The 23,214-nt window shown below is 39.0% G+C and carries 19 protein-coding genes; 8 read left to right on the forward strand and 11 right to left on the reverse strand.

Annotated elements, in window-relative coordinates:
* Window positions 1–109: 109 nt before the first annotated feature.
* The 3 genes from QNI22_RS16235 to QNI22_RS16245 all read left to right on the forward strand — a co-directional run bounded on the left by QNI22_RS16235 (window position 110) and on the right by QNI22_RS16245 (window position 4,770).
* Entirely contained in the window at window positions 110–2,320 is a 2,211-nt protein-coding gene (locus tag QNI22_RS16235) for a LysM peptidoglycan-binding domain-containing protein (protein WP_314512165.1), read from the forward strand.
* A gap of 410 nt (window positions 2,321–2,730) precedes the next feature.
* Window positions 2,731–3,789 carry a saccharopine dehydrogenase C-terminal domain-containing protein gene (locus QNI22_RS16240; RefSeq protein WP_314512166.1) on the forward strand — a complete coding sequence of 353 codons (1,059 nt, stop codon included), beginning with the start codon at window positions 2,731–2,733 and terminating at the stop codon, window positions 3,787–3,789.
* A 72-nt stretch (window positions 3,790–3,861) separates the two neighbouring features.
* Complete coding sequence (locus QNI22_RS16245) at window positions 3,862–4,770, forward strand: DUF1338 domain-containing protein (protein ID WP_314512167.1); 909 nt, start codon at window positions 3,862–3,864, stop codon at window positions 4,768–4,770.
* A gap of 77 nt (window positions 4,771–4,847) precedes the next feature.
* Here the strand turns inward: QNI22_RS16245 and QNI22_RS16250 are convergent, their stop codons facing one another.
* The 3 genes from QNI22_RS16250 to prmA form a co-directional block, all read right to left on the reverse strand.
* Complete coding sequence (locus QNI22_RS16250) at window positions 4,848–5,354, reverse strand: pyridoxamine 5'-phosphate oxidase family protein (protein WP_314512168.1); 507 nt, start codon at window positions 5,352–5,354, stop codon at window positions 4,848–4,850.
* Window positions 5,355–5,468: 114 nt separating this feature from the next.
* A complete protein-coding gene (locus tag QNI22_RS16255; protein WP_314512170.1) occupies window positions 5,469–10,739 on the reverse strand; it encodes a hypothetical protein in 5,271 nt (1,756 codons plus the stop codon).
* A gap of 110 nt (window positions 10,740–10,849) precedes the next feature.
* Window positions 10,850–11,680 carry a 50S ribosomal protein L11 methyltransferase gene (prmA, locus tag QNI22_RS16260; protein ID WP_314512171.1) on the reverse strand — a complete coding sequence of 277 codons (831 nt, stop codon included), beginning with the start codon at window positions 11,678–11,680 and terminating at the stop codon, window positions 10,850–10,852.
* A gap of 276 nt (window positions 11,681–11,956) precedes the next feature.
* On the opposite strand from prmA, the gene QNI22_RS16265 reads away from it, so the two are divergent.
* Together QNI22_RS16265 and QNI22_RS16270 are read left to right on the forward strand one after the other, a co-directional pair.
* The gene (locus QNI22_RS16265) at window positions 11,957–12,322 is read left to right on the forward strand and encodes a hypothetical protein (RefSeq protein WP_314512173.1); all 366 of its coding nucleotides are present in this window, start codon (window positions 11,957–11,959) and stop codon (window positions 12,320–12,322) included.
* 142 nt (window positions 12,323–12,464) lie between these two features.
* Window positions 12,465–12,626 (forward strand): hypothetical protein, encoded by a 162-nt coding sequence (locus QNI22_RS16270; RefSeq protein ID WP_314512175.1) that lies wholly within the window; start codon window positions 12,465–12,467, stop codon window positions 12,624–12,626.
* Between the two features lie 395 nt (window positions 12,627–13,021).
* Here the strand turns inward: QNI22_RS16270 and QNI22_RS16275 are convergent, their stop codons facing one another.
* From QNI22_RS16275 to QNI22_RS16285, 3 genes are all read right to left on the reverse strand, one after another.
* On the reverse strand, window positions 13,022–13,384 hold the full coding sequence (locus QNI22_RS16275) for a 7(1) septoil knot domain-containing protein (protein ID WP_314512177.1): 363 nt from the start codon (window positions 13,382–13,384) through the stop codon (window positions 13,022–13,024).
* A gap of 76 nt (window positions 13,385–13,460) precedes the next feature.
* Window positions 13,461–14,507 (reverse strand): tRNA preQ1(34) S-adenosylmethionine ribosyltransferase-isomerase QueA, encoded by a 1,047-nt coding sequence (queA, locus tag QNI22_RS16280; protein ID WP_313978699.1) that lies wholly within the window; start codon window positions 14,505–14,507, stop codon window positions 13,461–13,463.
* Between the two features lie 153 nt (window positions 14,508–14,660).
* A complete protein-coding gene (locus QNI22_RS16285) occupies window positions 14,661–15,146 on the reverse strand; it encodes an HAD domain-containing protein (RefSeq protein ID WP_314512179.1) in 486 nt (161 codons plus the stop codon).
* A 102-nt stretch (window positions 15,147–15,248) separates the two neighbouring features.
* Here QNI22_RS16285 and QNI22_RS16290 point away from each other — a divergent pair, with 102 nt between their 5' ends.
* Entirely contained in the window at window positions 15,249–15,866 is a 618-nt protein-coding gene (locus tag QNI22_RS16290) for a hypothetical protein (protein ID WP_314512181.1), read from the forward strand.
* A 44-nt stretch (window positions 15,867–15,910) separates the two neighbouring features.
* On the opposite strand, the gene QNI22_RS16295 is transcribed toward QNI22_RS16290, so the two are convergent.
* Window positions 15,911–17,842 carry an ABC-F family ATP-binding cassette domain-containing protein gene (locus tag QNI22_RS16295; protein WP_314512183.1) on the reverse strand — a complete coding sequence of 644 codons (1,932 nt, stop codon included), beginning with the start codon at window positions 17,840–17,842 and terminating at the stop codon, window positions 15,911–15,913.
* A 355-nt stretch (window positions 17,843–18,197) separates the two neighbouring features.
* Between QNI22_RS16295 and QNI22_RS16300 the strand changes: the two genes are divergently transcribed.
* On the forward strand, window positions 18,198–18,614 hold the full coding sequence (locus tag QNI22_RS16300; protein ID WP_314512185.1) for an OsmC family protein: 417 nt from the start codon (window positions 18,198–18,200) through the stop codon (window positions 18,612–18,614).
* A gap of 78 nt (window positions 18,615–18,692) precedes the next feature.
* Complete coding sequence (locus QNI22_RS16305; protein WP_314512187.1) at window positions 18,693–19,745, forward strand: NAD(P)H-dependent flavin oxidoreductase; 1,053 nt, start codon at window positions 18,693–18,695, stop codon at window positions 19,743–19,745.
* Here QNI22_RS16305 and QNI22_RS16310 read toward each other — a convergent pair.
* The 4 genes from QNI22_RS16310 to QNI22_RS16325 all read right to left on the reverse strand — a co-directional run bounded on the left by QNI22_RS16310 (window position 19,742) and on the right by QNI22_RS16325 (window position 23,193).
* Window positions 19,742–20,329, reverse strand: coding sequence for a Crp/Fnr family transcriptional regulator (locus QNI22_RS16310; RefSeq protein ID WP_314031496.1), 588 nt, complete (start codon window positions 20,327–20,329; stop codon window positions 19,742–19,744). The two genes, QNI22_RS16305 and QNI22_RS16310, sit on opposite strands and share 4 nt — an antisense overlap.
* Before the next feature lie 428 nt (window positions 20,330–20,757).
* Window positions 20,758–21,708 (reverse strand): glutamate--tRNA ligase family protein, encoded by a 951-nt coding sequence (locus QNI22_RS16315; RefSeq protein WP_314512189.1) that lies wholly within the window; start codon window positions 21,706–21,708, stop codon window positions 20,758–20,760.
* 49 nt (window positions 21,709–21,757) lie between these two features.
* Window positions 21,758–22,318, reverse strand: a complete 561-nt coding sequence (gene pth / locus QNI22_RS16320; RefSeq protein ID WP_313978718.1) for an aminoacyl-tRNA hydrolase — start codon at window positions 22,316–22,318, stop codon at window positions 21,758–21,760.
* A gap of 59 nt (window positions 22,319–22,377) precedes the next feature.
* Complete coding sequence (locus QNI22_RS16325; RefSeq protein ID WP_314512190.1) at window positions 22,378–23,193, reverse strand: alpha/beta fold hydrolase; 816 nt, start codon at window positions 23,191–23,193, stop codon at window positions 22,378–22,380.
* Between the last annotated feature and the right edge of the window lie 21 nt (window positions 23,194–23,214).

The raw sequence follows: 23,214 nt of genomic DNA on the forward strand, positions 1-23,214 counted from the left end.
TGTATCTTTGCCGTTAACTAATCAATACCTGCTCAATACAGGTGTTTATAATTCTGAGCGTGATTTGAGCAAAACATTCCACTTCATGACAATGCAACCACATTTCAACATGAATAAATACTTTCCAGTAGTCCTCCTCTCCTTTCTTTCGTCTTTTTTCATCACCCTTCATGCAGCAGACATACCTGAGCAACTCGACTTTGCAGGTATACGTCTGAAAATAAAGGACAACATTCGTGATAAGATTAGTACAGATGTGGATCGCCTTACCAAACCCGGTAAACATGCCGAAGCTAAACTGGAACGTATCCGGATGTATTTTCCTTTAATTGAAAAAGTATTAGCAGAGGAAGGACTTCCCAATAATTTCAAATACCTGGTTATTCAGGAAAGCGATCTGATAGCAGATGCTGTCTCAACATCCAATGCAGTAGGGTTCTGGCAGTTTAAACGCGAAACCGCCCTTGAAATGGGATTAGCAGTAAATAGCGACGTAGATGAACGTAAACATATTGTGGCATCTACCCGGGCAGCGGCACGTTACTTAAAACGCAACAATTTCTTTTTTGATAACTGGTTGTATGCTCTTATGGCTTATAATACCGGATTGACAGGGGCTAAGAACCTTGTAGGAGAAGGCGATAAAGGAGCTACCCGTATGGAAATAGATAAAGATACCCACTGGTATATCCTCAAATTTCTGGCCCATCAGATTGCCTTTGAAAAATCAGCTGCTATAAGTTCATCTTCTCTGGTATTAGCAGAATACCCTTGCAAAGGTGGTCAAAAACTATCTGACATTGCCAGTACATTTAATATACAGGAAGAAGAGCTGGCTCTCTATAATAAATGGTTAAGCTCACGCAGAGTACCCGAGGATAAACCTTATACCATCCTTGTTCCTGTACCTGCCAGCCAGGCAGATGTTATTGCATCTACCAATAAACCTGCTCCAACTACTAGTCCTACGACAACAACTAAAACTTCTATCTTTAATTATGAGTATAGTCATGAAGTAGAAGCCGATTTTCGTCAGAGCTCTAAGTTTCCTGTGCTGAAAAAGAAAGAAACTATATTTTATGAAATCAATGGCAGAGCCGGTATAATGGCAGCAAGTAATGATAACATCATGACTCTGGCAGAAAAAGGGCATCTTTCCATTGAGAAATTTATGACCTATAATGATTTAAAATCTAATGATGCCATAGTATCAGGGAAAGTATATTATCTGAAGAAAAAACGAAATAAGGCTAAACTACATTTTCACACTGTGATTGAGGGCGAAACGTTGTGGGAGATCTCTCAAAAATATGGTATTCGTGAAAAATCGCTGAAAACCAAGAACCGTTTGGGAGACAACGAAAAGCTGGAACATGGCCGTATTCTCTGGTTACGTTTTCGCAGGCCATCCAGTAAGCCAGTTGAGATACGTAATATTCCAAGACCTACTCCCAAACCAGCAACTACTCCTGTTGTTAAGGAACCAGTAAAATCAACTACTCCAGTAGTAAAGCAACCTACCGTTACTCCGACTACGCCAGTTACTACACCAGAAGAAAAGCAACCTGTGGTTACCAGTCCTCAGACTGAGCAACAAAATACTTCTCCTGTAGTGACTCCACCTGTTGTTACCAAACCAACGCCAACAAACCAAGAGACATCTGCCCCTATAGTAGTAACGCCTCCAAAAAATGAACCAGTAAAACAAGAACCGACGGTGGTAACACAGCCTAAAACTGAAGAAGTGGTTCTGGTAAACTCACACAATGTGCAGGCAGGCGAAACACTTTACTCTATTGCACGTCAGTATAAAGTAAGTGTAGCACAACTGCGCCAATGGAACAGCCTTAGTGAAACAGCTAGCTTATCTATTGGACAACGACTTATTGTAGGAGATGAAACACCTATCACAACCAATACATCGGCTCCTGTAATAACCAAACCAACAACGGTTTCCAAGCCAGCAGCTTCAACAACTACACATACTGTGCAGGCAGGTGAAACATTATATTCAATCAGTCGTCGTTATGGTGTTTCTGTTGCAGAGATTCGCCAATGGAATAATCTGGCAGAGACAGATGGAGTGCAAATTGGTCAGGCATTATCTATTCGAGCACAATCAACCACTAAAAATAGTGTAGATACAACCAAAACTCAACCAACATCCAGTGTGTCTGTTACAGAATATGAGGTTAAGCCTGGTGATACACTTTACAAGATTGCCAAAGCCTATGGAGTAACTGTTGAAAAACTATTAGAGTGGAATAATAAAACAACTCCCAGCGTTTCGATTGGAGAAAAACTGAAAATCAAAAAATAGTATTTTCAATCTTCTTACTAAGAAAAGCCTTCCTGAATGATAATTTTCAGGAAGGCTTTTCTTTTAAATTCCCATAAGGATACTTGCAAGCTAAAGTCTAATGTATAAATTTGTAGATATAGTGTTAATCTAATCTACATTTATTGTTCTTGAACCCCGAACTACAGTCTGATCTGGCACGTCTGTCCTATCTTCGCAGTGCTAGTTCTTTTATTCCAATAAAAGACTGAAAGCTCGTCTGTATATACCATGAAGACAATCATGGTTCTATAAACACATAACATTTTCCAGGCAACCTACTATAATTAGATAACAGTCTACTTTCCATCTATTTTTTGGATAGACTGAATATAGTATTGCTCTACCTATTTGTATCATTTATCCAATTACTAATTAATATCCCTAAAACCATGAAAAATGTCCTGGTAATCGGCATGGGCAAAGTAGGCTCACTGGTCGGTGTACTTTTAAGTAAACGTTTTAGTGTGACAGGTCTTGATAAAAATAAGCCTCATTACTCATATCCTCTTCCTTTTGATATTCTGCAAGGTGATGTTGCAGATCATACATTTCTGCAGAACACCCTTAAAGGATTTGATGCAGTTGTATCTTGCCTTCCCTATAATCTCAATCTGCCTATCGCGCAAACTGCTCACCAATTGGGTATACATTATTTTGACCTTACAGAAGATGTTCCTACAACAAATAGCATTCGGGAGATGGCAAAAACCTCTAAATCTATTATGGCCCCACAATGTGGGTTGGCTCCCGGATTAATAGGTATTATTGGAGCAGATCTGGCCAAACGTTTTACCAAACTCCGCGATATGGAGCTACGTGTAGGTGCTCTGCCACGTTATCCTAACGGGCTACTTGGTTATTCATTTACATGGTCTCCGGCGGGTGTGATCAATGAATATATTAATGACTCTGAAGTGATCCATAATGGTGTCCGTAAAATGGTTCCTTCATTGGATGGCATAGAAGTTATTAATATAGAAGGACAGGAATTTGAGGCATTCAGTACATCAGGTGGGTTAGGAACTATGTGTGAAACCTATGAAGGTAGAGTTGATACACTTAATTACAAGACGATTCGTTATCCCGGACATGCTAAACTCATGAAGTTTATGTTGTATGAACTAATCATGAAAGACGACCGACAACTAATCGAAAATATTTTAACCAATGCGAAACCTCCTGTACAGGAAGATGTGGTTTATGTGTATACAGTGGTAGAAGGATGGAAGGATGATAAAATTGAACGCGAGGAATTTTATCAGGCATATTATCCTAAGCAAATAGAGGGCCAGCACTGGCGCGCTATATCATGGACAACAGCAGCCTCTGTGGCGGCAGTTGTGGAAATGGTAGCTAATGAATCATTGCCACAAAAAGGCTTCCTTAAACAAGAAGATATTCCTTTTGACCTCTTTCTGGCAACTTCTAACGGTACTCTATTCAAATAAATTCAGAATATTCCGGAAATAGATTCCGGAATATGTATATCATAATTCAGATCAGTAAAACAGTATCCCATTATGAGTACAGATCGAAAAGAAACCTTAACATTTGTTCTGAACGGACTTATGCGCCGTTACAAGGAACGGGTTCCGGATGTTAATCATATCCTCAATGCCATGGTTAATGAGGGAATTATTCAAAATGCCGATGAGATAGAAAATGACCATATAGCCTTTCGAACTATGGGAGTGCCACAACTTGGCATTCAATCTTTTGAGAAGATATTTATGCATTATGGCTATCAGAAACGTGATTACTTTTATTTTGAGGGAAAGAAGCTGAATGCCTATTGGTTTTCTCCACCTGAGCCTCATTTTCCACGTATCTTTGTTAGTGAGCTACGTATTCAGGATTTGTCGGAGCCTGCTCAGAAGATCATTACCAGCTATACAGATGAAGTAAAATCAGATCCGGTAAATGATCTTGATCTGAATGATCCCGCTGCTGTGGATGCTTTTTTGCATAAACCTCTCTGGCGTACTCCTACCTGGGAAGACTATCAGATTTTGCAGGCAGAAAGTGAATATGCTGCCTGGGTTATTTACAACAGATATTATCTGAATCATTACACAATCAGTGTTCAAAACCTAAAAAAAGGTTACAACACGCTGCCTGAATTCAATGCTTTTCTGGAGCATACTGGCATAAAACTCAATGACTCAGGTGGCAAGATAAAAACAAGTCCGGATGGAGGATTGGCTCAAAGTTCTTCTGTGGCAGAAATGATTGAGGCAGAGTTTGCTAAGGGCGATAAACATCAAATATCAGGTAGTTATGTAGAGTTTGCAGAACGCCGTGTACTACCTCAATTTCGCCATTTACCTCCGGATCAAATCAAACGTGAACACCTACGGGATGGATTTGAAACCAATAATGCCGACCGCATATTTGAGAGTACCTTCACCAGTCAAACACAAAAGCAATAGTATTCCATAATAAAAGAAGCTTATATCCTGATTTTACTAGGCTATAAGCTTCTCATTACCATTACCACCAGAAATCTTTAAGAACCGATTCCTAACTTTTCATGTTGGGAGGATTTATCAGGCTCTCCAGTCAGTACACCTTTGATCATTTCGAACAAAGTCTGCATCTTACCACCTGGACTATCCCAATATTCTGCTTTATAAGGAGTAATTTTTAGCAAAGCTAAACGAGGATCATCTTTTCCTCCTGGAAACCAAGCTCTGAAAGCATCCGACCAAAGCTCTTTAATTTTCTGAGCATCTTTGGTTAACTCAGCGATTCCGGAAACAGACACATAGGTAACTGCATCCTCATCAGAATAGCTTATCTGTACTTTATTGTTTTGCTGCAGTTCTTCTACTTTATGAGAGTCATCACTTGTGAAAAACCATAAAGTGCCATTTTCATCCATCTCCTGTGTTGCCATTGGGCGGCTTCGTAAATCACCCTGAGAGTCAATTGTAGTGAGCATGGCAATTTTAATGTCCTTGATTTTATCTTTTAGTTTTTCGTATTCTGCGGGTTGCATGGATTGAGCATACATAGCTTTCTACATTAGAAGTTAATAAATCAGAAAATATAACTGATGAAAAAAGTATGCCTTAAAGCAAAACACCCTGACATCTCTGCCAGGGCGTTTTGGTTATATAAGCTAGAATTAGAAACCATCCTCTTCTTCTTCATCGATAGTTTTAGGCTTCTCTTCTTTCTTCTTCTTCTCTTTGGTATCCGCTTTAGAGTCAGCCTTTTTATCAGATTTCTTTTTCTTTTCTTTCTCCTTCTTATTTTCTTTTGGAGGTGTGTTTTCTTCTCCTTCAGGCTGTGCACTTTCATCCACTCCCCCTTCTACCAGTTTCTCATCTGCCTTATCTTTAACCTTAGAATCTTCCTTCTTAGGTTCTTCTTTTTTAGGCTCTTCTTTCTTCACAACAGACTTTTCTTTCTTAGGAATTTCTTTTCCTTTATTGTGAGTACCATTGAAATGATCTTTAAATCCGTTTACATCATTTTCAGTAGCCAAAGCTACAGTGAATGATTTTCCTCCTTTTCCTTTGGAAGAAACTACTGAATTAAAGTTCTCATCAGAAGAAAGCAATGAATACTGGCCTTGCTGATAGTTCATATAATACCATTTATCAGATGAAATCTCCAGATAAATAGTAGCCTGGTCACCTTCAGCTGTTTTGCGGATTTCAACCATACCATCAAAAGCAGAGTTGATGTCGTTGTTTCCAATATTTGATACACCGATTTTACCTACACTACCAAAACTTTTAGATTCATCATTCCACAGCAGATCCACATTAGACAATACCAATGGTAGCGCAAATCGCTTGGAAATCTGAGGCATTGGAATATATTCAATAGTCAGTTTGTCTTTCCAGTACTGTGTTTCTTTCTCACCAATAATCTGGGCAATCTTCATCAGGAATCTTTCTTTATTATCTTCTGCAGCCTCCTGCCCTACCCCTTCATTTTCTTTTGCTTCCAGAATTCCTGCTGCCATCTCATCATAGATCTGAGTCGATGTAGGGAAATTCCATCCCATTAGAGTATTGAAGGTGTATTTATTGGTTTTGAGGTCAATTTCCCCACTTCCTGAAGAGACAGGCAGATAATTTCCCGGATCTTCAAACAGCCTCAGATTTCCTTCCAATCGGATCTTACCTGTATTATCATCCAATATGAATTGATTTCCTGCATATTTGTTATTCTTAGCTCTTTCAGGATCAACAACCTTAAATTCGTTTCCTTCATCATTGTTTGTAAGCTGGCCTTTGGCCATCAGAATGTCTTTATCATCTGCATGGCTCTTGGCAGAAATAAAGGTAGTATAGACAGAAGATGTTTCTTTATCAACATGCACACCCACAGTCATCTGTGTCTCACCACTCTTCAGATTCTCATCTACAGTAATTGTTACCCCTTCATCCTCTGGCTTACTTTTGTAAGAAATCCAGTCAGCAAGACTACTGGTAGATTTTAAGTCCAGCTTCACAAAGCCATCGAGATCCAGGTATTTTCGAGGAGATTTCATAGTGATAGCTCCTTTAAACAACATCCGGGATGTCAGATAAAACTTATCATCTTCATCGACAATACCCGTAGCAGCTGTATATTCAAGCGGTGCATCCTTCTTACGTTTTGCTTCTTCTGTACGTGTTTCAAAGTCACGCATTTTTACGTTAAAGGTTTTTCCTTCAAAGTTGGTATAGGCGTATGTTGCGTTACCTGCAAACTTTTTACGAGACAAGATCTGAATTTCACCGTCAACCAGCTTGTGATAAGAGGTTGTTGTATCCAGTGTCAGTACAGCTTTTGACAAAGGTTGCATTTTAGCATTCTCAGTAATCATTACTGTTCCTTTGCTTGGATAGATCCGGGCATCAGCAGAAACGATGTATGGAATACCAGATATACTCAATGTCATTTTATCAATATTATAACCTGCCACACTACCATTGAATGTCAGTCCTTCATGCTGCGGATTGTTGGATGTAAATGTAGAAGTCTTCACATCCCCCTTCATGAATACTAACTTTTTGTCAAGCAACCAGGTAGCTTCCTGAATAGATGTCTTATACTCACAATAAGGGAACTCCAGACTGGCAAAACCAATGAGATCAGGGTTTGTGCTGGTCTTGATTTCTACCATCCCTTTGCCCATATCAAAGTTAACGTTTACAAAGTTGGCAAGTAATGACGGTTTAGTCAGAGTCTTGGATTTAATACGAAACTCTGCATCACCAGCACTGAATTTATTTTTTTCAAAAGAAAATGAAGGAGAGTTTATGTCTGAGTCAGGTCTATCAAACTGTCCATCACCAAACAAACCATTTCGTCGTACAACCATAGTACCACTAAAGGATGCACCTGTCTCTTTATAGATTTCAAAAGGAGTCTTAGTACTGGATATCATCATACTATCCACTTTGGCTTTCCACGTCAGCTTAAAATCTTTTACAGTCGCTTTTGGTACAGCCACACTTCCTAAAGTAGCCGCTTTAATATCTGCCTGAGGGCCCCGCGCAAATACAGAGTCAGGGGTAAAGATAATATCTTTGGCTGTCAAAGTAGTATTCAGGTGATCAATGCGTCCAGAAGCTCGTAAGCCTTTGCGATCCATAACCAGATCTCCGGCAAAGATCATACGGCTATCTTCACTACCAAAAAGAGGATAGGTGCCTGACGGAACTTTATGCTTAAACCCAAGAGAGTTATCAGACATAGCAATAAGATCTTCTTCGAATTCCGGGAATATACCATCCGAATAGAATGTACCCTTGTATTCGGGGTTCTTTGAGTTCAAACTGTCCAGTGTAATACTTGGAACCTCAAAACGCACATTTCGGTTATACGAACCATTGATACGGTCTTTCTGGTCAAAATAGATTGCAGCACCTGATTGTACATTCAGACGTGGGTATTCGGGATAATCTCTCAAACCAGCTTTGTTATCTGGTTTATTGATATATAATGTTCCTGCAGAATACCGGATTTCTGATCCTAACTGCACACTGTCTGATTTGCCCTTAGCTTCTTTTGGGGTAAAGAGAATAGTATCAATCTGGTTCATCTCCACAGTAAATTCGTCATACAGGAAGGAGAATCCAGATCCTTTAAAGCGGAAGTTACCAGCCTGTACTTCGCCTTCCAGCAGGAAGTTACGGTCTTTAAGCAATTGAATTTCTTTACTTCTTGGCAATACATATACCTCCAGTTTTTCACTCAATGGGAATTTCTCCACCCCTCTTACCGTCAGTGTATTGGTTTGAAGATCCAGGGACGCATTGGGTTTATCCTTAATATAGGAATTGATAACAAAGCTATCATAGTCACGTTTTTTATTACCTGCCAACACGTTATGATCTCCTTTACGCGTCATACGCACCTCATCCATATCAGAATTATAATCCACAAAACCACCCTGCATCATCCGAATCATCGCATTACGCACTACAGACGGATTAAGCTTATATGTGGTAGCTAGTTCTGTAATAGTAAAAGTAGTACGTTTGGCCTTTTTCGCTTGTGAAGCTAATATTTGCAGTGGATGGAAAGAATACATGCCACGCAAATCAAAATACCGTGTAGAATCATAGAAATCATGAGATTCCAGAATACCAGGCACTTCCATACGAGCATTCAATGTATAGAAATTGATCTCACTGCTGTCAGGGTTCCATTGCAACCCATCCATAACGATATCTACTTTATGGAATGAGTTGATATAAGGAGTATTCTGAAAACCATCATTTTTCTGATTTAACCGCAACTGTTTTGTAAACGGTTTGTATGTCATTCGTGCTGCAGGGTGAAAAATAGAATCCCGACGCATAGGTATAGTCATGCTAACCTGTTGACCAATAATAGTAGAATCCTGAAATTCGTATTGAGTTCCCCGCGTTTTAAACTTTGTCTGTCCATCTTTCACATAACTCAAACTACACATCTTGCCATATAATGACTTGCTGGACATTTTCCGGCCAGACAATGAAAATCCACCTTTGTAAACCAGATTGGGTCCAATATCTTTGATGACAATATTGCTATATAAGGATGTAAATTTAGGATACTCTGCAGTTGCAGGAGAAGAATGTTTCTTACTTGCAAACTGAAAAACCCCAGGCACAGGAGTCTCTATTTTTTCAGGGTAGTGCAGAGTAACATTATCTGCTGCTAACTGAGATTTTTTCACATTAAAGCTGAAATCTTTTAGTTCTACATAAATCTCTGGTTTTCCAGCAGTACTCCAGTCAAACTTTCCACCTTTACCAACAAAAGTACCAGTTTGCAACATTACAGATCCGCTTGTTTCTTTCAGAGCAGCGGAATCGTGTGGACTGATAAATGTAAAGTCTACTTTTGTCAACACCAGTACAGGTCCGGAAACCTGAGGCAAAGCAGATTGTAGAAACGTACTCTCAGGTGTTTGGAAATTATCTCCCCATCCACTATTCGCATCTGATTTTTGTTCAGAATCTGTAGCCGGAGTACCCCAATCATCTGTTTGCGGTTTCTTTTCTTCTACAGGTGCCTCCCCCCATCCATCATTTTGTTTAGCCTGTGCTGTAGATTTATTGTTCGTATTCGCTGTTTTAGTCTTGTTTTTTGAACTTGTTTTAGGTTTGTCATCGAAAGATGCCCAAGGATCATCATTTGTTTTATTAGCGGTTTTCTTATCATCCTTTGAATCAAACGATCCCCATCCATCATCTGCGCTCTTTTTGCTGGCATCTTCAGCTGGCTTATCATCAAATGATCCCCAACCGTCATCAGCCTTTTTGGGCTTAGCGGTATTCTTTGTAACTGTGTTCTTTGCAGGGGTTTTCTTGTCATCTTTTTTAGGCGTTTCAACCACCGCCTCTTCTATCTTTTTTTCTTCTTTTGGTTCTTCAGCAGGAGGCAATACTTCAGAAGGAGCTGCCTCTCCAATAAACTCAAACGTATAACTTCCACCATTTACCAGCAAACTATTATAGTGTGTGCTATACAATGCTTTATTCTCAAAGAATACAGACATATTCTTTAAAACTTCTCCCAGTGTTTTACCATCATACTGGTTTACTGACTTTTCTATCACATTTAATAGCTTGGAATATTCATCAGCAGGTGTATTCTCTTTCGTAATTGCATAAGTCAGAGTTCCAAATAATGATTCATAATGTGGAGAGACACGGTATTTCTTCACATTCATTTTCTGTGTAATAGCTATTATTTTGGTTCGCTGGGCATCATTCAGGCTATTCCAGGCCGTTCCAAAGTCAGAACCCAGTTGAGTTAGCTTTTCGTTTTTAGTGCTTGCCAGCATCTTAGACACATCCGCTACAAACTCTTCCTGTTTGTCCGAAATTTTAAAAGACTGCGCATATGTTAGTATGGTTGCTAACAGATTGAATACGAGAAGAATGTAAACTTTCTTTTTCATCTAAGATTCGTTTCTTTATTAAACGTTTTTTTGCACTAGCTGGTATACTCACAAACGTATTTGCTCTCTGCGCTAAGAGCAACTTATGGCAGAGAGCTTCTTTTTACTACTTATCTTTTTTCAAACCACAAAGACGCCCATTGGTGTTTTGAGGTCTGTTGTTTCTTAATTAACTGAAATTCACTAGCTCTTTTTTCAAGTTCAGGGATATCCTGTTCATAAAAACCACTTAGCAACAATGTACCATTGGTTGTTAACTTACTGGCATACAATGGCATTTCATCCAATAAAATATTACGATTAATGTTAGCCAATATAATATCGTAAACATCTTCCAGTTGTACAGTGGAGATCGTTCCTTGCTGTACGCGAACTTTGTCAGATTGGTTCAACTGACAATTTTCTACAGCATTGGTTACCGCCCATTCATCTATATCAAAAGCATCTATCAGAACTGCACCTCTTTTCTGAGCCATAATAGCCAGAATACCTGTTCCGCTACCTGCATCCATCACTTTTAATCCTTCATGTTCTAACTGTAACTGACTTTGAAGAATCAGTGTAGTAGTTTCATGATGCCCTGTACCAAATGACATCTGAGGGTTGATAGTGATCTCATAGGGATACTTTTCTTCAATCTGATGAAATGATGCTTTTACAATACATTGATCATCGATTACAATAGGTTGATAATTTTTTTCCCACTCTTCGTTCCAATTCTTACGTTGCATCTCTGCAATTGTATAGTCAATTGTCACAAAATCAGTGTATTTTTCAACAACTGACTGCCATAATTCTTCATTAAACTGCAACTTTTGTACATAGGCAATAATGCCTTCGTCGAACTCTACAAACGATTCATAGCCAATTTCAGCTAGTTCGGCGATAATAATCTCTGCCCATTCAGGCGATACGAAAACTTTTAACTCAATGAAATCCAATGTGGTAAGGGTTTGTATAGTATTTTTTTGCCAATTACAAAAATTAGAATTTATAAGACAGTATCCAACACGTTCAGTGTCACAAACTTACATAAGTGATTTTTAGATAAGCGGTGGGCATCTCAACTAATTATTCACAACACTTTCTGTCGTAAAAAAACAAAGTTCTTCTTTCTCCTCAGTAGAATAAAAACATTATACTGCTTATTGGTACTATTTGTTCTCTAAGGTGTCTTATGGGATAGTAAGATTTTTCCAACTTTTCTCATTCATAGCTTGAGCAAACACTACCTCCACACCTCAATTTTTTCTCTTATCTCCATTTTTGCCAATAGTCAATCCTTAAAAAGCTCAGCCGATAGCATCCGCTCCAGGTATCAAGTACCCGAACCAGCTTATGTTGTAGCCTCTTCTGATCGGATTGTAGATATACAGGCAATAGGTAAAAAGCGATTGGATATTATATCAATAGCTACTAGTAACGATCAATTTTATCTTGTATCTAACACGAAAGGTATTACAGGAATGATTGCAGCCTTGCTTGTTAGCCAGCATAAGATTGAATGGAATACATCCTTTTTCTCAATCTTCCCCAACCCAAAAGCTGCCAGTAACAACACATACTCAGGTACTACACTATAAAGTCTGTTATCTTCACAGATAAAACTTATTCCACTTAGTTCTACAGATTCTTTTCCTTCCAAAATGACTCTTACAGGTAAGTCAACAGAACAACGAAGAAAGCTTGCATCCTGGATACTACAACAACTACCTACTTTATCAAATGAATTACCTCAAGTCAGTAATGCGGCCATATACTCGCAGCCTGTATACTGGAAAAGCAAGCAATAAAACATGGGAACAATTGATAACAGCATTGGGATTCATACTCGAAATAGACATTCAGCCCGGTTATCCAAACCAGACAGATAGAAATCAAACCTGAGGTCATGATGAAAACCTCCATCCGTTAGCACCTATCGCTGATTATAAACTTGAGCTTCTTACACCTGCGGATAATATAAATATAAAAAACTTTCAGATTATGGACGGTTTCTCCAAAGTCAACTACAAGGTTTACTCAGTCAACCTATACTGTTAACACCTTCTATTTTCCATTTTTTACATTATGGTATATCTCCATTTGCGATTGGCTGGAACTGGGTCGTAGATAAGGATAGTGGTCATATATCTATCATGAGAGCACTACGACAGGCTTCAGAAGCCAGGTTTATATATATAAAGAAAGAAATATAGCATCTGCAGTATTTGAAAACAACTACACCAGAATCCTATGCAGCAATCAACGCCATGGCTCAGATTATTCAAAAACGGTATAGGTTACCGGCAGCCAGCAAATGAGGGATTGTCAATGTAATAGATAGAAAACTGAGCAAATGATCGATTTTCTTCAATATAGACACGATAATTGGCCAGGTTACGGTTCTTGGTAATATACCAGATTCCAGGTTTATCAGCATACAAGGCATTATCTTCCTTAAAGACCTGCATTTTAGCTAATCCTTCACTTTCTTCGATATATACACGCACATCTGCAAAAGACCGATCCTTTTCCAGATAAATGGCACCATAGACCTCGCAATAATCAATAGAAAGTTTTTTAGGAGTAGTATTAGCAGGAACTGACGAAGAACAGATAATACCAATTGTCAGAAGAGAGAAATACAGAGCTAAGGTTTTCATGATCAGGCAACTAAAACCTTTAGAAATACAAAAAATCCGTTCCTCTTACTAAGCAGAAGAACGGATTTACTATAATTTATAGAATCAGCATTGCATCACCATAGGTAAAGAAACGATATTTTTCTTTGATCGCAGTCTGATAGCAATGATGGATAAAATCAAATCCCCCGAAAGCTGCTGTCATCATAAACAAAGTAGACTCAGGCAGATGGAAGTTAGTTACCATTGCATTGGTAATTTTGAAATCATATGGAGGAAAGATAAACTTATCTGTCCATCCCTGATTAGGCTTCAAACGTCCATTAGCAGATACAGAGGATTCAAGTGTACGCATGGTAGTAGTGCCAATAGCACATACTTTCTTTTTATTGTCCAGTGCCACATTTACTGCATCTGCTGTAGAAGCAGGTACATTGAAGTTTTCAGAATCCATTTTGTGCTTGGTCAAATCTTCTACATCTACCGGACGAAATGTACCTAAACCCACATGCAATGTAATGGGAGCCAGATGCACACCTTTGATTTCCAGACGACGTACAACCTGCTTGGTAAAATGCAAGCCAGCAGTTGGAGCAGCGACAGCTCCTTTATTTTCAGCAAAAATAGTCTGATAGCGGTCACGATCTTCAGGTTCTACCTTCCGCTTGATAATTTTTGGCAGCGGGGTTTCACCCAATGATTCAATTGTATGATAGAAATCTTCCGGAGTACCATCATACAAAAAACGAATAGTACGGCCACGGGAAGTAGTATTATCGATCACCTCGGCAACCAAATCTCCATCTCCGAAATATAACTTATTACCTACACGAATTTTACGTGCAGGATCTACAAGTACATCCCATAAATGAGCTTCACGATTTAATTCCCGTAATAGGAAAACCTCAATTTTTGCCCCTGTCTTTTCTTTGTTACCATACAAACGGGCAGGAAATACTTTAGTATCGTTCACCACCATCATATCACCATCACCAAAATAGTCGATGATGTCTTTGAACACGCGATGTTCGATAGTTTTGGTCTGGCGATTAACAACCATAAGCCGAGCTTCGTCCCGATTTTCGGCAGGATAATTGGCAATCAGGCTCGCAGGAAGATCAAACTTAAACTCAGAGAGCTTCATAGGTAGGAATTACAAACACCTTTGGAGTGTTTTGTCAGTTTAAAAACAATAGATTTTCAGTATAAAACCTCTATTTATTACAAAAGGTTGCAAAGGTAGCGAAGTAAATCAGGAATACAAAGAAATGTATCTGAAATGATGATATTATCACTATCAGCCTGAAATGAGCAATTGTGCAGTAGCCAAAGCTTCCCTATCAAATCCTTTGGAATAGGTTGTAATTATACAATTCTGCTTTATAGTTGGTTCAAGTTCATGCAATGACAAATCATCATCTACAATAATGTACTTCTCATACCGGTTCTGTAATATAAATAACGTTAATTCTTCTTTTCTATTATTTGCTTCTGTATATATGGGCAATAATGCTTCTATTGGAGTGTAAATTTCTCTGTTTTGAAATATAAGAGCTAGTTCGTCTCTGTTTTTGGTATGCCTGCGTGAAGAAGTAACCACAATGCGAGCATCTATTTGTTGCACCAGTTCATTGAAATTCTTTACACAGTCCTGGCGAAAATCTGAATACCCATCCTCATGCAACACATCCGGCTTCCAGATAGGTGTTGTAATCAATACTCCATCTATATCCAGAAATATATACCAAGGGGTAACAATAGTATTTTTATGTTTATTTATCATGATATTGAGACTATTACATTATAAATGCATTACGAATAACTGTAGTTTTTATGTTCAAATAATTATATTCGGCCAAATTCGTCTAAACATTTTAAACTACCAATGTCCATAGGTCAAAACATCAAAGAAGGTATAGTTAAGCTATTAGGAGAACTGGTTCTTATTACAGCAGGTGTGTATCTGGGTATTGTTGCCAGCAACTGGAATGAACAACATAATGAAACGATTAAACAAAAAGATTTTCTTAAAAACCTGTCTATGGAGATTGACTCCAACCAGCAAAAATTACAACAATCTCTGGCGTATCGTGAACACGTTCTGAAAACAAGCCAGGAGTTATATCATACACTTGGTAAAGATAGATTACAAGCAGGCTTCTGGAAAAGTGGAGGATTTCAACTAATTTCTGGATGGAAAGGTATCTATATTCCTCCTTTGGAGAACTCTGTGTACCAGTCTGGTCTGATTAGCAATACACTCCAAGGACTTGATTTTGAGACTATCCATGCTATTGCACAAGTATACAATTATCAGGAGGAGTACAAGCTATGGACTCGTACCCTTATTTTTGATAAAGTGACAAATATAGACAATCGGATAAATACAGCAGAGGCATTAAGTCTGTTTCAACCCTGGGCTGATATTATTGGAGTAGAAAAAAGTCTGATGCGAAGATATTCCTCTGCCAAAACTCAACTTCAAAAGAAAATAAAGGAGTAAGTCTGATACAAGTTTCTTGCTTCGCATCAGACTTTATGCTATAACTATGCTAGCTTTTTTTCCAATTCTTCTACTTCCAGTGTTGCCATTTCCCAATCTTCCATCGTTTTATCTATTGTCTGCATTACCTGTTGATATACTCCTGAGATTCTGGTAACTTCTTCTGTATTATTCTCAGCGGAGAAATGAGCCATCTGATGCTCCAGATCATGTTTTTGTGTTTCCAATTCTGCAATTTTCTTCTCCAACTCTTCTACACGGCGATTCGCTTTCTGAAGATTTTTAGTAACAGTAGGGTCAGCAGATATGGGTTTACTGGTAACAGGCTTGGTAGTAACAGATTTTGTTTCTACAGGAGCCACCTGTGTAGCTTTATTTTTCTCACGTTCTGCATACCATGTTTCAAACTCGTCATAGGTACCAGGATATTCTTTAATCTGATAATCTTCTATAAACCAGATCTTATTAGCTACATGACTTACAAAGTGTCTATCGTGGCTTATGACTACATACGTACCTTCATACTGTTCAAGGGCCTGAATAAGAATACTTACCGACTGCATATCCAGGTGGTTGGTAGGTTCGTCCAGAAGCAAAAAGTTAGCCTCAGAGATCAGCGTTTTAGCCAGAGCCACACGAGATTTCTCCCCTCCGGAAAGGACTTTGATCTTCTTGAACACATCATCATTGCTAAAAAGAAAACACCCCAGAACAGTTCTAAGCTCTACTTCTGTTTTATTCGTACCAGCTTGTTTGAGTTCATCCAGGATAGTATTCTCAACATTCAATGCTTCCAACTGATGCTGGGCAAAAAATGCAAAATTTACGTTATGTCCAATCTCACGTTTTCCATCTATGTTTTCCGTTCCGGCAACAATGCGTAATAAGGTTGACTTTCCTTTACCGTTAGCTCCGATCAAGGCTATTTTGTCACCTCTTTCGATACGAGCAGTAGCGTGTTTAAGAATAGGTTTCTGTGGATAAGACTTACTTACATCTTCAATAGAAAGTACATTGCGTCCACTTTGCTGGCGGAAGTTGAAACGAAAATGCACTTTCACATTTTCATCCACAACCGCATCGATCATATCCATTCGATCCAGTGCCTTTACACGTGATTGCACCTGACGCGCTTTTGTTGCTTTTGCCTTGAAGCGTTCAATGAAACGTTCTGTCTGACGGATCTTAGCCTGCTGATTTTCGTAAGCACCCCGCTGAATTTCATTTCGCAAAGCTTTCTCTTCCAGATAAAAGCTATAATTTCCAGGATAAGTAATTAGTTTCTGATTGGCCACCTCTACAGTAGTTTCAATGGCATTGTCCAGAAATTCTCTATCGTGAGAAACAATTACATAGGCACCTTCATAGTCGCTTAGGTAATCTTCCAGCCATTGGATAGAGGGTAGATCCAAGTGGTTAGTAGGCTCATCCAGAAGCAGCAGAGCTGGTTTGGAAAGAAGCATTTTAGCCAACATAACACGCATGCGCCATCCTCCGGAAAACTCACGCAAAGGACGTTGCAGTTCTTCTGTACGAAAACCTAACCCTTCCAGAATCTCTTCAGCTCTTGCCTGAATGGTATACCCTCCCAATGTATCAAACTGTTCTTGTAAGCGGGTAAGTTTATCGATCAGACTATCCGTATAGGAAATTTCCAGCTGATGTAATAACTCATTGATCTGCTGCTGAAGTTTATTCTCTTGTTCAAACGCCTGCATTGCAACTGACAAAATGCTGTCTTCAGTCTGATAGGAAAGTAAATCCTGATTCAGAAAGCCAATGGTACAGCCACCCGCTTTGGAAATACTGCCTTCATCTGGCTGATATTCACCATCTATCAAACGTAGTAATGTCGATTTTCCGGTTCCATTCAATCCTATGAGGCCAATTCTATCTTTGGGTTTGATGTGTAAATTTGCCTCCTGGTACAATGCCCGCCCACCAAAGTAAAAAGAAAGATTATTTATAGATAACATCTTGATTCAGACAACTTAAAAACTGTTTTTTCACAAAGTTACGAAAAAATCAAAGGATTTAATATAACAAAGTGTAACCCAACAAAGAGATGAAACAAATGCAACCTTCTATAGGGCTAGGCTCCATCTAAGGTCAAACACAAAAATCTGTCAAATAATTTTTGCATTACGTTACGATTTTAACCCAGGTTAAAATTATTCTCCTCTAGTTGCCGGATCTTTGTCTCATCAAAATCAAATAAGAAAACACCTCAGACCACCAAAACCAAAATGCAGATTATAGATTAACTTGGCTCAATAGCAATTAATTATTTATATTTCTCACACATTTTTATACCTTAAACAATCTATTATTATGAAATTCTCAAGAACTGCAAGTGCAAACTGGAAAGGAACTGGCATGGAAGGCCAGGGAACAGTATCTACTCAAAGCACAACATTGAACAAAGCACAGCTTTCATTTAAAACCCGCTTTGCAGATGGTGTGGGTACCAATCCAGAAGAATTAATTGGCGCAGCACATGCAGGATGTTTTACCATGAAACTGAGTTTTGTATTGGCCGAAAAAGGATTCACTGCTGATAATCTGGATACACAGGCAAAGGTTACATTTGAAGATGGTAAGATAACTGCTATCCATCTGGATCTGACAGCTACTATCCCTTCTATTACAGAAGAGGCATTTCAGGCAGCAGCTTTAGAAGCCAAACAAAACTGTCCGGTATCCCAATTGCTGAATGCTGAAATTACTCTTAGTGCTAAACTAGTCTAATATTCAGAACCCTCTCTCATTTAATGAGAGAGGGTATATTATTTTTTGAGCATTGTTTCCATTTTTGGCTTTATTATCATGACCTGGAACAACTCCTTAACCCAGCTATTATACATTGATTATCCAATTGTACAAGCTCCTATGCTGGGCGTTTCCACTCCTGAAATGGCTGCTGCCGCTTCCAATGCAGGTGCGCTAGGTTCTCTGGCAATAGGTGGACTGTCTCCTGAAACAGCTCAGCAATTGATTCGAAAGGTCAAAGCACTTACCAATAAACCATTTGCGGTTAACCTGTTTGCACATCCAATTCCAGATCAGTTCTCAATAGATGAGTTTTCTCAAATGAATACTTTTCTGGAAAAACTCTGTAAAGAAAATGGAGTACCGTATACACCTCTTACGATTGAAAATGTGCGGTTTTACTCTTATAAAGACCAACTGGATATCCTATTGGAAGAGAATACAGGGATTATCAGCTTTACATTCGGAATCCTCACGGATGAAGAAATTCGTTTACTAAAATCAAAAGGAACTATTCTTATAGCAACAGTAACCAGCGTAAAAGAAGCCAGACTGGTAGCTGCGACAGATATTGATATCATTACAATACAGGGAATAGAAGCAGGTGGTCATCGGGGTACTTTTCTGGAACATGACCATTTACCAATGGTAGGACTGCTGCCATTACTGTCACAGGTTAGAGATGTTACCAACAAGCCACTACTGGCTGCCGGAGGTATTTATAATAAGGCAGGTATTGATGCGATATTGGCACTAGGGGCACACGGTGTACAAATCGGTAGTTTATTTTTAGCAAGTACGGAAAGTGCTGCGATTGAGTCATACAAAGATGCCATACAACAATCAGTAGCAGAAGACTCGATCCTTACCCAATCCTTTTCAGGACGATGGGCTCGTGGCCTTCCGAATCTGTATACCCAAGCTGTAGACTCCTCAGGTATATCCATTCCTCCTTATCCGGTTCAGAATAGCCTCACTGCAGCGATACGTGAACTAGCCAGAAAGACAAACAATAGCCAGTTTCTCTCTCTATGGGCAGGACAAAATGCATCGAAAGCACCCAGAAGGACTACATCTGAGATTATTCGTCAGTTGTTAGAAGGAAATTAACGTTGTGCCATGCGTTTGCGAATACGGCTTAGTGAAGGCCCCTGAATACCTAAATAAGAAGCAATATGATATAATGGAACATTATTAAAAATATCCGGATGCATTTCAACCAGATCCTGATAGCGTTGTTCAGGTGTACGAAACATAAAATCTTCGGCTCGCCCCATGGAGGTATTGAAAGCAGATTCGGCAATCAGTCGCCCTAGCCTTTCCCATTGATGAGATTGTGAATACAGATGCATCAGTTGCTCATACCCAATATAGAGAATGGTTGAATTTGTCAGACTAGCCGTATAATAATTGCATGGAGCCTGGTTGATAAAGCTCTTGTAGGAAACTATGATCTGATTTTTGGAAAAGAAGAATGCATTTTTCTCTTCTCCGGTATCAGAATGAATATAGTAGGTCCTGAAAACGCCATCAATAACAAATCCCAGATGTCGACATACATTTTTATACTCATTATAGAACTCGCCTTTGTCATAACTACGTTCCTGCCAGAAAGGCACTGACAAATCAAATGCTTCCTGATCCATTCCTGAAAATGTCTGTAAGGCATGGGCAAGCAACTCTATTTTATTCATGCGAAGTACTTCTTGTTAGATTTACAGTAAGTTTTGATAGGTTTCTGTAAGTGACAAAACCAACATCATTAATAATTTGTATTCTGATTGGTTTGGAAAATATTTGAATTCTGTTCAAACTTCCAACAAAGCCTGCATACACAAACTTGTTGATCAAAATAAAAAATGAACAGAAATCGAATCGCTTTTAGTTTTGACCATAGTTCCGTTCACTTTTGGTTTTGACTGGAAATGCGGTCAGGTTGAAAAAATATCCGAATACCAGTCATTTTACAAAAATATTTGAACTCGGTTCATTTTTCTGTCTAACCGGAATTCCAGTCATCTCTGTCATTGACTGAAGTTCCGGTTAATTTTTCAAACTATCGAAATACTGGTCACATTTCAGAATTATCAGAGATCTGATACTTTTCATAGTGAATAACTACTCATAGAGTCAGATCAGGAGAAAGTGTTTGGGGTAATTGAAAGTTAAATTGTTGTAACAAATCCTGGGCAGTAAAGATGTCCTCATACGGTATTCCCATACTTCGAGCCAAATTGCGAAAGACAACTCCAGCCTGTACAGAAGTCTCACGCAAAGACCGAACAGACATGGCTCCTGCCGACTTGGATAATTTTTGTCCAGATACATCCATTACCACAGGATGATGATAAAAGACAGACCCCGAGAAGCTTGTTTGCGCCAACAAACCTGCCATCCAGAGTTGGGCAGTAGTGGAAGGCAACAAATCCTTTCCTCGCACAATACAATTACTACCAAAATACAGATCATCTGCCAGCGAAGCTACCTGATAGGCAGGTTGCCCATTTCGTCGTTTCACTACAAAATCTCCAATCTGTTCTGTTACAGACCTACATTCTACATGAGTGGTTCCCTGATGTAGTTCATTCCAGCAAACATGTGTATCATCAGATACCCACATACGCCATGCACTATCGTTATTATCCAGTGGCAGATGCCGATAACGGCATATATTCGTATAACTACCAAGTTCCTGTATTCTGGTTCGGGAACAATCACAAGCATATACCACAACAGGATCTTTGACCAGTTTAGTCAACAAAGCCTGATACATATCCAGTCTGTGAATCTGCGAATAATGATTATTGAAGTCATCCACTCCTTGCGGACCATGATCCCAATCCAGACCAAGCCAGTCTAGCGTTTCAAATATATCTTTGATATACTCAGGTCTTACCCGGTCATAATCCAGATCATCAATACGAAGTAGTAAGCTTCCCTGTGTTTTACGAACCAGTAGCCAGGTGATAACAAATGAAAAAACATTCCCAATATGCAGAAAACCACTGGGAGTGGGTGCAATTCGGGAATGAAAAGGTTTTAAAAAATTGCCAGATAACTTTGTTGCGGACATACTAAAGTTTTCTTCAAACTAACATGTCATCAATACAGATCAGCAGTTTCTAGGAGTTAAACTGTGTCATAGTTTGAGACAATCCTGCTGTACAGAATGAAAATACCGCATCACAGGCCTTATCAATATGCAAAGGCAGTTCCGCAAATTCGTCTTTTGAGAAGTTTCCCAACACATAATCTACCTGTTTGCCTTTGGAAAAGGTGCTGCCAATACCAAAACGCAAACGGGCATACTCTTGTGTCTGAAGTACAGCCTCTATATCTCTGAATCCATTATGACCACCATGTGACCCTTTACCACGTACACGTATCTTGCCATAGTCCAGAGCCAGATCATCTGTAATAACCAATAGGTTCTCAAGAGGAATCTTTTCGGTTTTCAACCAGTAATTGACAGCTTTACCACTCAGATTCATATAAGTGGTAGGTTTTATGATAATCAACGTTTTTCCCTTGTAACGACCTTCTGCCCGATAGGCCAGCCGATCCATTGTAAAATCTGTACCTATTTTGTCGGCCAGTTGATCTACCACCAGAAAGCCAATATTATGTCGTGTTAATTCGTACTCCGGGCCTATATTTCCTAACCCTGCAATCAAATATTTCATGTATCAATAAAGAATAAAAACTGTATGCAAAATAGTATCTTTTCCAGTACAAAGGAAAGTCACCGACTTTTATGTACCGAAAATCCCTTGGTATAATGTTCAGCAACGGCTTCAACCAATCTGTTATGCCCGCTTTCCAGTATAATAAATGTATGATCAGGTATTTTTTGCAGAAATGGACGCATGTTATGTTCTGTAATAATTTTGTCATACTTCCCAATGAACATACTCACTCCTATCTGATATTGTTTAATCAATTCTGCCATATGGTTCATGTCAAAAGCTAGTTCCTTAAAAACCATCCACGAAAAGTACACTCTGTGACGTTTTTCACGAGTATTCATCTGACTTTGAGCAAATCGCACGACTCCTTTGTCTACCACGCGCAAACGTCTCATCCAAAGTGCCAGTTGTTGAAACCGACGAGGTCGTATCACAACACCTCTGAAAGCTTTTTTTGCCCAGGAAGGGTAGGTAGCCAGGCTATACCAAAAGTTAGTTTTCACTCCATCAGGTGCAATCAGAATTAGTTCTTCTATTCGCTCAGGAAAACTTTCCAAGGTTGCCAATGCAAACTTTCCACCCATACTAAATCCTAGGACCGAAAATTTGTCAATCTTTTCCTGGGTAAGAAATGTCTCTAGCAATTCTTTCCAATGTAGTTTTGAGAGCAGATTCTCCTTGTGTCCCCACACACTTTGGCCATGAAAAAACAAATCAAATGAGTAGACAGTAAACTGCTCACTAAGTTGCTGCACAAGTACATCCATATTCCGGAGTGTCTGACCAAATCCGTGAAACACCCATAACACACGTTTTCCGGAACCTGTACAGTTATAATGTAGAGACGAACCACCAAAAGTAAAATCGGACATTAGAAGTCAAAATCAGGCAGT

It is taken from the genome of Xanthocytophaga agilis, from assembly GCF_030068605.1.
Taxonomy (GTDB): domain Bacteria; phylum Bacteroidota; class Bacteroidia; order Cytophagales; family 172606-1; genus Xanthocytophaga; species Xanthocytophaga agilis.